The sequence below is a fragment of the Shewanella sp. LC6 genome, assembly GCF_006385735.2.
GTDB classification, from domain to species: domain Bacteria; phylum Pseudomonadota; class Gammaproteobacteria; order Enterobacterales; family Shewanellaceae; genus Shewanella; species Shewanella xiamenensis.
The window spans coordinates 4,139,564-4,151,145 of record NZ_CP043902.1 but is presented as its reverse complement, the minus strand read 5'-3'; the positions used below and the strand labels follow the sequence as shown (position 1 = coordinate 4,151,145).

The following is an 11,582-nucleotide window of genomic DNA, read 5'->3' as shown; positions in this document are numbered from 1 at the left end:
AGCGGATATGGAACACTATATTAATCTGTTTTTACAGGCCACATTCTTAGACAACATGGCGCTGTCGTTCTTCCTCGGTATGTGTACCTTTTTAGCCGTGTCTAAAAAGGTGTCGACCGCTTTCGGCTTAGGCGTTGCGGTTATCGTGGTGATGACCTTAGCTGTGCCCTTAAACCAACTGATCTATGCGAAGGTACTAGCACCGGGCGCATTGGCTTGGGCGGGCATGCCTGGCATCGACTTAAGTTACCTGCAACTGATCACCTTTATCGGTGTGATTGCGGCCTTAGTGCAAATCCTTGAAATGTTTTTAGATAAATACATTCCAAGCCTGTATGACTCCCTCGGGATCTTCCTGCCACTGCTCACCGTAAACTGCGCGATTTTTGCCGGGGTGATTTTTATGGCTAACCGTGATTACAACTTTGCCGAATCGGCGGTGTTTGCCATGGGTTCGGGCACGGGTTGGGCGCTGGCGATTGTGATGCTGGCAGGGCTGCGTGAGCGGATGAAGTTTCATGCGATTCCCGAAGGCTTACAGGGGATTGGTATCACCTTTATTACCACAGGGTTGATGGCACTTGGCTTTATGTCTTTCTCGGGGATCTCGCTGTAACGCGTGGCTGAGAAAGTGAAACCGCATTCTGTTTAGAAAAAGGGTTATCGAATGGAAATGGCAATAGGCATAGGCATGTTCACCCTAGTGGTGTGCCTACTGGTGATAGTAATCCTTATCGCCAAAAAGAAATTAGTGACTACCGGTGAGATCACTATCGGGATTAACGACGATGCCGAGAAAAGCATTAAAGTTGCCGCAGGCGACAAACTGCTTGGCGCCTTGGCGAGTAAGAATATTTTTATTCCCTCAGCCTGTGGCGGCGGCGGTACCTGCGGCCAGTGCCGGGTGAAAGTCAAATCGGGCGGTGGTGATATTCTGCCAACAGAACAAGGGCATATCACTAAAAAAGAAGCCAAAGAAGGCTGTCGTCTCGCCTGCCAAGTGGCGGTGAAGACCGATATGGAACTTGAGCTAGAAGAAGAAATCTTTGGCGTGAAGAAGTGGCAATGTGAGGTGATCTCAAACGATAACAAGGCCACCTTTATCAAAGAGTTACTGCTAAAACTGCCCGAAGGTGAAGACGTGCGCTTTAAGGCGGGTGGCTATATCCAAATTGAAGCGCCAGCCCATGTGGTGAAGTACGCCGATTTTGATATTCCGGCTAAGTACCGCGACGATTGGGAAAAATACGGTCTGTTCGACTTAGTCTCCACCGTTAATGAAGATGTGCTGCGCGCCTATTCAATGGCGAACTATCCCGATGAAAAGGGCCGCATTATGCTTAACGTGCGTATTGCCACGCCACCATCGGCCAATGTGCCACCGGGTAAGATGTCTTCTTACATCTTTAACCTCAAGGCGGGGGATAAGGTGACTATTTCTGGCCCATTCGGTGAGTTCTTTGTGAAGGATACCGATGCAGAAATGGTATTTATCGGCGGTGGTGCGGGCATGGCACCGATGCGCTCACATATTTTCGATCAGCTAAAGAGTAAAAAGACCAAGCGTAAGATGAGTTTTTGGTACGGTGCCCGTTCGACCCGTGAGGTGTTTTACCAACAGGATTTCGATGCATTAGCGGCTGAGAATGACAACTTTGTTTGGCATGTGGCGCTGTCGGAGCCGTTACCAGAGGATAACTGGACGGGTTACACTGGCTTTATCCATAATGTGATTTACGAAAATTACCTTAAACATCATAAGGCACCAGAGGATTGCGAGTACTACATGTGTGGTCCTCCAATTATGAACTCCTCGGTGATCCGTATGCTTGAAAGCCTAGGGGTCGAGCCTGAAAATATCCTGCTCGATGACTTTGGTGATTAAGCGGTAAGTGGTAAGTGGGATAGAAAATCGCGTTAGGCAAAGCTAGAACAGCGGAGCCTAACGCGATTTTTGTTTATAGGGCTTTTAGTTGGCTTTGATATCTAGCTAAAGGATTTACCGCCATGGTGGCTTAAATAGCTCACCATACGCTGACTTTCAGTGGTATAGCATCCCATGCGAAACTCTCCTTGCCAGTAAGCAATATCGAGCGGACGATACCCCAGCGCATTTGGATGATTCACATCGGCACCCGCATCCACTAATAGTTTGAGCAGTTCAAAAGACTGTAGATCACAGGCATGCAACAGTGCCGTCATCCCATTCTCGTCAACCCCTTGAATATCAGCGCCATTAGCAATAATGCGCTTAACCGCAAGTGTATCCTTGGCTTTAACTGCATGGATAAGTTCAGTGCTCATAGGGATATTTAACCTAATGATTTATTGGTTATTCGAGTCTTTGATGGTGCGATTTTTTGTAAAAAAAACAGCCAATAAGAATACACATAAAAGCAGAGTATAAAATGTGGTTGAATTGCCCCATATCGATTGAGTTAGAAAATCATAAGTTGGCATTGATATGTGTACCACTAGCCAAATCATGGCATCTTTATCTGCTAGATAGTCTGCCAATAGAAGTAATTCACCAAGTTTTGGGTGAAAAAAACTGATAGCACCGCGAACGATAAGAACATATGCCGTGACTATGAATATCACCGTAAACATTCTTTTTAATCGTGCAATATATAAATTTTTAATTTGCGATTGATTAATTTTCTGCTTGGTAGCCATGTCACACTTGCTTGTTAGTATTTTTATGTTCAAAGCCTCTAACAATGACATATGCGATAAGGGCAAATATAAATACGATAAGGTACATCCATGCAATACTTTGCAACGTTTCAATAATCGTCCGATAAATCTCAATAGTCCAACGTTCTAGTGTTAACTGAAGAATCTCTACATCTTTATGTCGAGCGGTAATGTAACGCTCTAAATCATAAATCCTAACGCCACCAGAGATGCCCACAACATATGTGGCAAAAATGATATATTTTTGCCAAGCGGCACTGATTGAATCTTGAATAATTCGAGAAAATATTTCGCCTAATGGTTTTTTAAAAATTGAAACAACCAGAAATGAAACAGTTATAGATAGTGCAAAGGTAATAAACAGTAATGTAAAAAACATGCTCTCTCCTTAGAACAAATATTCAAATTGAAATCTTTACCAGTCATTTAAAATCAACAACATAATCTGTTTTATGCTTACGTTCAAGCGAATAGTTATTGAGGTTGCTCTAAAGATAGGTGCCGAGTGCTGAAGAATCCCCTGATGATTTACAAATAAATCATCAAATTAGAGTGGAAGCGCATCTTGTTGCATGATCAAATGGTTTCGCTAAAAACTACACTTGGACAACAAGATGCGCGAAGCCAATATCCTACAACATTCTTTACACCAATACTGCCCAGAACTTCACCTAAAACGATTAAACAGCTTGATGCTGGCCTCTAAGGCACTGATTGAATGTAAGACACTGACCTTGACTGAGTTAGGTCGAAATTTACCAACCACGGCCCGAACCAAGCACAACATCAAGCGCATTGATCGTTTGCTCGGCAACACGCATCTGCATCAAGAACGGTTAGCTGTCTACCAATGGCATGCCAGCCTCATCTGTTCTGGTAACCCTATGCCGATTGTGCTCGTCGATTGGTCAGACATCCGAGAGCATAAACGCATCATGGCTCTGCGCGCCTCAATAGCCTTCAATGGCCGCTCTATTACCCTGTATGAGAAGTCCTATCCCCTATCAGAACAATGCTCTAAGGCCTCCCACAACGGTTTTTTAGCGGACTTAGCCAAGATTTTACCTTTGCATGTTACCCCTCTCATCGTGACTGACGCGGGGTTCAAAGTGCCTTGGTACAAAGAGGTTGAGGCGCATGGTTGGTTTTGGCTAAGCCGTATTCGCGGTACAGTTCAATTTGCAGATATTGGCGCTGAAAATTGGCGTGCAGTTCGCAGTACACATGACTTGGCCAACGGTCAAGCGAAGAGCCTGGGTTGTAAGACCTTGACCAAAACTAACCCTATCAATTGCCATCTCACGCTTTATCGTAGCAAACCTAAGGGGCGTACAAATCAGCGTTCAACGAGGACTAATTGCCACCATCCATCGGCAAAAACGTACTCAACATCGGCGAAAGAGCCTTGGGTGTTAGCCAGCAATTTACCACCAGAATCTCGGAGCCCAAAGCAGCTGGTAAACCTGTACGCCAAACGTATGCAAATAGAGGAAACCTTTCGTGACCTCAAAAGCCCGGCATACGGCTTTGGCTTACGCCAAAGTCGTACCAACAGTCCAGAGCGATTCGACATCATCCTACTGATAGCGTTGATGGTTCAATGCCTGTTGTGGCTAGTTGGTTTACACGCACAGCAACAGGGCTGGGATAAGCATTTTCAGGCCAATACCATTGGGCATCGAACGGTACTCTCAACGATTCGCTTGGGATTGGAGGTGCTCAGGCGGCCTGATTATCAAATCACGGAGAAAGAATTGCTGGCGGCCTGGGTATTATTCGCCAATCAGTTGCTCAAATATGGCTATGCTATGGCTGATTTATGAGGGGATCCTTCAGTGCCGAGTGGCAGTCAAGGTTTGTGAATGACTTTATATTAAAAACTCAATCCATACTTTGATTGCTCATCTCAAACGCCGCAACACTATGAAAACTTATGATAAGCTGGCCGCTTTCTAATCAGGCAGTATTTGCTAATTAAGTTAAGGATAACCCATGCGTTTGAGTGTTATCGGCTCCCTGCTATCGGGGTTGTTATTATTCCCAAGTGCCAATAGTGTTGGCGAGTCGCTTGAAGCTGCGATTGTGTCGGAAAGCGCGCAAGGCGGTCAGTCAGTTAAGCTTGAAAGCCAAACCGCATCTTCTGCCTCAAAGAGTGCGGAGATTAAGAGCTTAATCCAAGCCGCGATCAAGGATTCGCCGCAGCCATTGAGTGGCAGTGTTATCCTGCTTGAGCGGGGTAAGCCGCTGTTTGAATTGCAAAAGGGTGAAGGTATTAGTAAAGATTCGCGCTTTGTGATGGCATCGCTCTCTAAACAAATCACTGCAACCTTGATATTACAGGCGGTCGATGCGGGGAAACTCGATTTAACTCAAACGCTTAATCATTACCTTTTGGGTGATGCGAAGGGAGATAACAAGGCACTAAAAGCCGTTGTGGCGGGCACAAATTCAAGTGCAAACGCTTTAAATCCCGGTCGATATGATGAGCGGATTACGCTGCATCAACTGCTGACGCATACATCGGGGGTCGATAAGCTAGGTAAGGCCAATCGATTTGAGCCGGGTAGCCAATTTGAATATTCCAACTTTGGTTATTCACTGCTTGGGCAAGTGCTTGAAAAGGTCAATCACCAATCCTTTGCCGAGCAGGTGACGCAATTTGCTGCGCGATACCAGCTTAATGGCCTGAGTGCTGAGCAGGGTAGTCTTGAGGCGATTCATGCCAAAGTACCTAGCTTGGCGGTGGGATTACAGGAAAGTGAAGTGATTGCACCTGCTGAGCTGGTAATTGATGAAGCGTTATTGCCCGCTGGTGGATTAATTGCCTCGGCGGCCACTTATGCCGATTTTCAGCAGCAATTACATGCTGGCAAGTTGTTGAGTCCAGAGAGTTATCAAAGGATGACAACGGCGTATACCGAGATCCAATTTTTGTGGCCGAATATGCGTTATGGTTATGGAATAAGGATCAATAAGGACGATGGCCTCGTCGAATACAGTCATACGGGCTATTTAACTGGTTATATGTCGATGACCCTGCATTATCCCGAATTTAATTTGGACTTAGTCATGCTGGAAAATCTATCGCTAAATCTTAATGATCGCGCTCGAGTATTTGAACTGCATAATCAGATCCGCCAAATTATCCGTAGCCAGTTGCTGCTTGCTAAAGCCGCTAATGTTTAAGCCTTTGATGTTTAAGCTTTAGCTTTCGCCATTATGTTGGCTAATAGGCGGCCAATTGAGTTGATGTGAGTCTCGAAAGCATAAAGCCCCAGCGTTGGGGCTTTATGCTTGGTCTTTTTAGTTGCCAAGGTGCTAACTGCTACCAAAAGCGTTTTCTAAGTGCGGTTTCTATCTCAATATCAACCCTAAAGTATTGCAAAATCGTCCAAACGGAATCGACTAAGGCTTCGGTAAGCGCGGGGTAATCATCCTCGATAATCCCGTTAATTTCTTCGACGGTTTCATCGATATATTCCTGAACACCTTCCTCAAATTCGGCCTTTGTCGCTTGATTGCGGAAAAAGCTAAAGTTGTCGAGCTTTTCAATCAATCGTTCCACCTGCTCTTTAACCGAGTTTAACTGTTGAGCTGTGATGCTTGGATCGCTGGCTATCGGCTTAAAGAAATGCTGCACTCTGTTTTTGAGATCAAACAGCGTCGGGATTTGGCTTCTATCCACCGCCGCATCACTGACCTCTAGTCTAGTTTTTTGGGGTTGAGCGGTTTTTGGCGCCTCCACATGGGTTGTGCCACATTCAAGAGTAAGCGATGCGACTTCTGGCTTCGCTACCTTATGTTCGATAATTGTGGGGGCTGCTGGTATTTCACGCCCTAGCTTTTGTAATAGCCGACGTTGGAAATAACTTTGTGGCTGGGCTTTGCTCAGGGCTTGCTCAAGTTGTGACTCACTGTAGGGGACGATTTGCAGTAGTACTTCGAAAATCTCTTTATATTCCTGCTCCATAGTCACACTCAGCGGGCTATAACCTAAGCTGTTACTTACGGTTAAGTCGCCGCCATGTTGCTGCAACAGTCTTAAGATCCGCACCGCTGTTGATTCAAAGCGTGGAAACTCATTCGAGCTGCCGCCCATCACGGCGCAAAGGGCTGGGGTGGTGTCTTCGGCATTGATGGCATTGGGGTTAGCACCTTGCTCGAGTAACACTTCAACGCAGGACTGCGCGCCGTAATAGCAGGCGCACATCAGAGGCGTAAATTGTTCATCTACTGAGAATTCTTCAATTTTGGCTCCGTGGCGCAGTAATAGTTCCACAGTATTACGTCGCATCGGGCCTGTGATTTGATCCCACCAGTAGGTTGAAATTGCCTTGTGCAATATGGGCGAATTATCATGGCCGCAATGGGTGAAAATATCTCCGCCTTGGTTAATCAACCTGAGCTTCGGATAAGAATTTAGCTCCCAAAAGGAACTAAATGCTCGTTCCCTGATCCGATCATTCGACCAAGAGTGATTAGAAAAAGGAACGAGCATGAACAAACTAGTTGAAACTTACTGTGATGTCGATGATTTCTGTCAGTTATTTATCCCACATTGGCAACGCTTATTGCTTGATAATGGTGAAATGAAGCGTAATAGACCTTGTCGCCTTTCTCCCGCAGAAGTGATGACCATTATCATTCATTTCCATCAATCACATTACCGAGATTTCAAAAATTATTATCTGCACTATGTTTGTCGCCAGCTAAAACCCTATTTTCCAGAGTTGTTGAGCTACACTCGTTTCCTTGCATTAATGCCTAGCGTCGTTGTCCCTATGTGTAGCTATCTGACTTCAAAGCTTGGAAAGCCAACGGGAATTCAGTTTGTCGACTCCACTAAAATTGAAGTCTGTCATATTATTCGAGCGAAGCGAAATAAGGTTTTTGAAGGCATTGCCGAACATGGAAAGGGAACTATGGGCTGGTCGTTTGGATTTAAACTGCATCTTATTATCAATCACTTGGGTGAAATTGTAGCGTTAAAACTGACGAAAGGTAATGTCGATGACAGGCAACCTGTCAGTGAAATGGCTGAGTCTCTTTTTGGTAAGCTTTATGGTGATAAAGGCTATATTAGCCAAGCCCTAACAGGTGAGCTTTTGGAAAAGGGCGTTGAGTTAATCACCACAGTTCGTAAGAACATGAAGAAAAAGTTTATTTCTCTATGGGATAGAGCAATCTTAAAAAAGCGATTCATCATTGAAACAGTGAATGACCAATTGAAGAACATTTCCTATATTGAACACTCAAGACACCGCAGCGAGCATGGGTTCATGCTCAATCTACTTGGTGGATTGATTGCATATTGTTTAAAAGAAGAAAAGCCATCGTTAAATCTAACAGCTCAGGAGCTTGAACTGTTAGATAGCTCTAATTTAGTGCTGGCTTAACCAGATCTGAGGTTAATCAGCCATTCGAGAACTTGGGTTCGACAGGCGATGGCCGCAGCGGACACGTAGTTAGTGTTGTAAATATTGGTAAGGCTTAAATCGAGTCCCTTGGTGAGCAGATATTCCATCACTTGGATAAGTGTGGCTTGATCTTCCTTACCCGAACCACGTTGGCAGATAGTCAGCAAGCTTGGTTCATCCACCGCACCAAACTTTTTATTGATATCCATGCCATATTTTATGAAGAGGTCGAGAAACTCCGGTAGAAAGGTTTTCTTCTCGACCATCGGATAAACCAATAGTCTCAAGTTCGACCAGGCTAACATTTCATAGGGTTTACCCGCATTCATAAATACGGAATTTGGATCCGCGCCATATTTGAGCAACAGATCTAGAGCTTGATAGATATACTCCCGTTTATTCACATCGGTAAATTGGGCGTTATCAATAAATTGGTTGAGCACGGGGGAATGGTCGGCGTCAGGCGGTGTCATCCTATAGATGCGATTGATATCGACGGTCGCCTTAATCAATTTTTCGATAATTCTGAGGTCAAATTCTGAGGTCAATGCCGCGTAGAGCAAACTTTTCGCGTGGGAGTCGGCTTTGAGCTGCGGATAATGATCCAGCAGAAATTCAGTGTATTGCTGCGCTTTTGCGTAGACACAGAATTCGAGTAAATTGGCGTCATCCCAAAAGCTGCTATCGTTGGCCATAATATAACGAGGCTTTTTAAACTCAGGATAGCGTTTTACTAATGGCGCGAAAGCTTCTATTCCCCAAAAGTCACTGGAGAAAATAATCTCTTCTATCAGACTTAATTGACCAATATCTAAATAAAGGTCTTTGTTAATAATATGTAGGAATAGCTCTTTGCTGCGCTCTGCATAAAGGATTTCTAAGGGATGATTTAACTCGCCATTGGTCCAGAAACTCACCGAATGATTGATATCCAGCCCCTGTTCAAGCAGCAGATCTAGCATAGCGATGCGCTGATTATCTTGATAAATATACTGAGGGTTAGGGTGAAATAAGTAGTTTAACCAGCAGTTATTAAATTGATTTTGGTAGTAAAGATTTGCGCCAGCCTTGAGGTAGAGCTTTACCAACTCAGGATTATTAAATTCAAGCGCTGAGTGTAAGGCGCTAAAACCATTGCATTCAATTTTAGCGCCATTATCCAGCAGATATTGTATTAATTCGAGGTCGGATTCAGGGCTACGAGAAAGCGGGACTAACACATTACAGGGGGAAATATCGGGATCAATAAAATTAATATCACCGCCATTGGCGAGGTACTTATTAATTTTTTGAATTTTCTTGGCTGTAGACAGCTCGTTATTAACACATATTTCCCGCAGGGTGAGATTATTATCACCAAAAATCCAATTTAGCATGGGCTTCCCTATTTAATGCTTTAACAATAATGCAGCAAAATCATTTCAAATAAACATCATTTAACTGAATGATTTTATGTGTATTTTAATATGGTTAGCCACTAAAACTCTATGCTAATAAGGAGAATTAAAGACTGATTTTAGTTGAATAAGTGATTAACTGTGTTGGTTGGCATTGATTGCCGCTTATTATCAGGCAGGATGTTTAGCGAAGAATATAGCGGGGATTTACTCGGTTGGCAGACCATCCGTGGTCTGCTAAATGGAATTATTTAGGTTGCAATGGTAATAACATCGGGATCTCACAGGCATCGTGGCCGGTATTTCCTAGTGGTGCGCTCAGAGAGTAAAAACCTAAGTGTTCATAGAGCTTGAGTGCTTCTTTTAATATCGCAGTCGTTTCTAAGTAGCAGCTTTGGTAACCCGTTTGACGGGCAAAGTCGAGAGCGAGTAGTGCTAAACGCTTAGCTAAGCCTTTACCGCGGATTTCGGGCATAAAGTACATTTTTTGTAGTTCACAAATGCCTGCATTATTGGCAAGTGGGGCAATGCCTGCACCACCAACGACTCTACCTTCATATTCAACAACCCAATATTGAGCACCCGCTTGCGAATAAATCTGACTTAAACAATCTAAGGTCGGGTCGGCCACGCTATAGCCTTTATCTGCGGTTAAACCATATTCGGCAGATACATCGCGGATAACTTGGGCTATGGCGGCATCATCGGTGGCTGAGGCTGCACGAATTATGCAGCCTGACTGTTGTTTGGCTTTGTCTATTGCTTGGTTGTACTGCATGAGGGCTTGCTCAATATGGTGGATTTGATCAGAGGTGAGTTGCGCTAAGATTTCTTGAAAAAGCTGATTTTGTTGGCTATTGAGTTTTGCGAGTAACTTTTTACCTGTAGGCGTCAGTTGTACGACAAGGCAACGACTATCCTTAGGGTGCATTTGGCTCTGGGCGAGATGCTTATCGATTAAGTGCTTTATTGCTCGGCTAGCATTGGATTTATCAATGCTTAGTTTACTGGCGAGATCTTTAATGGTTTGCGGTTGATTACCGATCTCAAGCAAAGCATGGGCTTGCACGGGGGAGAGAGGTAAATCACCGACTGCTGCGTTAAGCATGCCTAGATGCCTCACCATATAGCGAGAGAGCTGCCGGAGTTGGCTAGATGAGTCTAAATCATTTGCCATAGTTTAATTAAACGCCTTTACGTTATGCAACGTTGAGCCTGACGAGTATTGCAAGCCGGTGGGCTAGCTAGGCTTATATCGCATAATTTAGTTGCAAGTTACAACTAAATTAGCGGGCTTTACGTTGTTTTGCAATATTTTATTAACAAATTTATGGGTAAATCTCGGGATTTAAAAACGGCGCCATCGCGAGGATGATCGCTTGGGTATAATTGCTTTCACGGGTGGCATGGCCGTGGGTGAGCAGGCCTATTGCGCCACCTTTTTGTTTGATATTGACAGTATTAAACAGTCTATCCATCACATGACCCAGCTCTTCACCCGCTTCAAGTGCCTGATAAACCTGCATCGGCAGCGGTAACAGTGCGCCACGGCCAATGCTTAAGCGTTGCTGGTGAGCAATCGCAATATAGGCAAAGGTTGCTGGGCCAAACTCGAAATGGTCGACGCCGCCTTCCATCGCAAAATAATAATCAGCTTCGGTATGCCGTTGGCAATAGTTAACGCGATTCACTGCACCTTGGCGGGTATCGCTATCTGTCATGGGTTGGGCGGGGACGCCAGAAGGTGCGTCCATGCTGAGGGTTTCAATCTGGGATTCAGGAAACAGCAGCTTCATCGCATTGGTCGCAGCATTCACTTTGACGGGGTTTTTCGACCCAACGATTACCTTGATAATATTTTGTTGCATATAAGTTATTTATTTTGATTTTTAAAGTGGACGCTCATATGGATCATTGCTTAAATGGTCGGAGGTGTCTCGCCTATGGGTTTTCTATTCTGCCATATTCATTGCTATGACTCAGTAAAAACAGCTCAGTAAAAGCAAATGTTTGGGAAGCAAATAGCCATAGCAGAGCATCAGGAAGCGACATGCCATTATTGCTCCTTCAG

The 11,582-nt window shown here is 44.5% G+C and carries 12 protein-coding genes; 5 read left to right on the top strand and 7 right to left on the bottom strand.

The features are described from left to right. Window positions 1-7 precede the first annotated feature (7 nt). Together nqrE and nqrF are read left to right on the top strand one after the other, a co-directional pair. Window positions 8-616, top strand: coding sequence for an NADH:ubiquinone reductase (Na(+)-transporting) subunit E (gene nqrE / locus FJD32_RS18625; protein ID WP_037429000.1), 609 nt, complete (start codon window positions 8-10; stop codon window positions 614-616). Between the two features lie 51 nt (window positions 617-667). After that, a complete protein-coding gene (gene nqrF / locus FJD32_RS18620) occupies window positions 668-1,885 on the top strand; it encodes an NADH:ubiquinone reductase (Na(+)-transporting) subunit F (RefSeq protein ID WP_037429485.1) in 1,218 nt (405 codons plus the stop codon). Between the two features lie 101 nt (window positions 1,886-1,986). Here the strand turns inward: nqrF and FJD32_RS18615 are convergent, their stop codons facing one another. Genes FJD32_RS18615 through FJD32_RS18605 form a run of 3 tightly spaced genes read right to left on the bottom strand, consistent with a single transcriptional unit; the run spans window position 1,987 to window position 3,076 of the window. Next, window positions 1,987-2,304 (bottom strand): ankyrin repeat domain-containing protein, encoded by a 318-nt coding sequence (locus tag FJD32_RS18615; protein ID WP_086024056.1) that lies wholly within the window; start codon window positions 2,302-2,304, stop codon window positions 1,987-1,989. Between the two features lie 21 nt (window positions 2,305-2,325). Then, window positions 2,326-2,676 (bottom strand): hypothetical protein, encoded by a 351-nt coding sequence (locus FJD32_RS18610; protein WP_037429481.1) that lies wholly within the window; start codon window positions 2,674-2,676, stop codon window positions 2,326-2,328. Window position 2,677: 1 nt separating this feature from the next. Further along, a complete protein-coding gene (locus tag FJD32_RS18605; protein ID WP_037429479.1) occupies window positions 2,678-3,076 on the bottom strand; it encodes a hypothetical protein in 399 nt (132 codons plus the stop codon). Window positions 3,077-3,311: 235 nt separating this feature from the next. Between FJD32_RS18605 and FJD32_RS18600 the strand changes: the two genes are divergently transcribed. Together FJD32_RS18600 and FJD32_RS18595 are read left to right on the top strand one after the other, a co-directional pair. Continuing rightward, on the top strand, window positions 3,312-4,520 hold the full coding sequence (locus FJD32_RS18600; protein ID WP_001206290.1) for an IS4-like element IS10A family transposase: 1,209 nt from the start codon (window positions 3,312-3,314) through the stop codon (window positions 4,518-4,520). A 169-nt stretch (window positions 4,521-4,689) separates the two neighbouring features. Next, entirely contained in the window at window positions 4,690-5,883 is a 1,194-nt protein-coding gene (locus tag FJD32_RS18595; protein WP_037429477.1) for a serine hydrolase domain-containing protein, read from the top strand. A gap of 139 nt (window positions 5,884-6,022) precedes the next feature. Here the strand turns inward: FJD32_RS18595 and FJD32_RS18590 are convergent, their stop codons facing one another. Further along, window positions 6,023-7,195 (bottom strand): ankyrin repeat domain-containing protein, encoded by a 1,173-nt coding sequence (locus FJD32_RS18590; protein WP_226871823.1) that lies wholly within the window; start codon window positions 7,193-7,195, stop codon window positions 6,023-6,025. Between FJD32_RS18590 and FJD32_RS18585 the strand changes: the two genes are divergently transcribed. Beyond that, the gene (locus tag FJD32_RS18585) at window positions 7,194-8,093 is read left to right on the top strand and encodes an IS982 family transposase (RefSeq protein WP_088585327.1); all 900 of its coding nucleotides are present in this window, start codon (window positions 7,194-7,196) and stop codon (window positions 8,091-8,093) included. The two genes, FJD32_RS18590 and FJD32_RS18585, sit on opposite strands and share 2 nt — an antisense overlap. On the opposite strand, the gene FJD32_RS18580 is transcribed toward FJD32_RS18585, so the two are convergent. The 3 genes from FJD32_RS18580 to yjjX all read right to left on the bottom strand — a co-directional run bounded on the left by FJD32_RS18580 (window position 8,090) and on the right by yjjX (window position 11,379). After that, on the bottom strand, window positions 8,090-9,490 hold the full coding sequence (locus FJD32_RS18580; RefSeq protein WP_240199972.1) for an ankyrin repeat domain-containing protein: 1,401 nt from the start codon (window positions 9,488-9,490) through the stop codon (window positions 8,090-8,092). The genes FJD32_RS18585 and FJD32_RS18580 overlap by 4 nt on opposite strands. A gap of 268 nt (window positions 9,491-9,758) precedes the next feature. Next, on the bottom strand, window positions 9,759-10,688 hold the full coding sequence (locus FJD32_RS18575; RefSeq protein ID WP_037429474.1) for a bifunctional helix-turn-helix transcriptional regulator/GNAT family N-acetyltransferase: 930 nt from the start codon (window positions 10,686-10,688) through the stop codon (window positions 9,759-9,761). 151 nt (window positions 10,689-10,839) lie between these two features. Continuing rightward, window positions 10,840-11,379 (bottom strand): inosine/xanthosine triphosphatase, encoded by a 540-nt coding sequence (yjjX, locus tag FJD32_RS18570; protein ID WP_037414615.1) that lies wholly within the window; start codon window positions 11,377-11,379, stop codon window positions 10,840-10,842. Between the last annotated feature and the right edge of the window lie 203 nt (window positions 11,380-11,582).

Bases quoted from the DNA above. Each gene is read 5' to 3' on its own strand.
- nqrE (WP_037429000.1), top strand. From the start codon at position 8: ATGGAACACTATATTAATCTGTTTTTACAGGCCACATTCTTAGACAAC.
- nqrF (WP_037429485.1), top strand. From the start codon at position 668: ATGGAAATGGCAATAGGCATAGGCATGTTCACCCTAGTGGTGTGCCTA.
- FJD32_RS18615 (WP_086024056.1), bottom strand. From the start codon at position 2,304: ATGAGCACTGAACTTATCCATGCAGTTAAAGCCAAGGATACACTTGCG.
- FJD32_RS18610 (WP_037429481.1), bottom strand. From the start codon at position 2,676: ATGGCTACCAAGCAGAAAATTAATCAATCGCAAATTAAAAATTTATAT.
- FJD32_RS18605 (WP_037429479.1), bottom strand. From the start codon at position 3,076: ATGTTTTTTACATTACTGTTTATTACCTTTGCACTATCTATAACTGTT.
- FJD32_RS18600 (WP_001206290.1), top strand. From the start codon at position 3,312: ATGCGCGAAGCCAATATCCTACAACATTCTTTACACCAATACTGCCCA.
- FJD32_RS18595 (WP_037429477.1), top strand. From the start codon at position 4,690: ATGCGTTTGAGTGTTATCGGCTCCCTGCTATCGGGGTTGTTATTATTC.
- FJD32_RS18585 (WP_088585327.1), top strand. From the start codon at position 7,194: ATGAACAAACTAGTTGAAACTTACTGTGATGTCGATGATTTCTGTCAG.
- FJD32_RS18590 (WP_226871823.1), bottom strand. From the start codon at position 7,195: ATGCTCGTTCCTTTTTCTAATCACTCTTGGTCGAATGATCGGATCAGG.
- FJD32_RS18580 (WP_240199972.1), bottom strand. From the start codon at position 9,490: ATGCTAAATTGGATTTTTGGTGATAATAATCTCACCCTGCGGGAAATA.
- FJD32_RS18575 (WP_037429474.1), bottom strand. From the start codon at position 10,688: ATGGCAAATGATTTAGACTCATCTAGCCAACTCCGGCAGCTCTCTCGC.
- yjjX (WP_037414615.1), bottom strand. From the start codon at position 11,379: ATGCAACAAAATATTATCAAGGTAATCGTTGGGTCGAAAAACCCCGTC.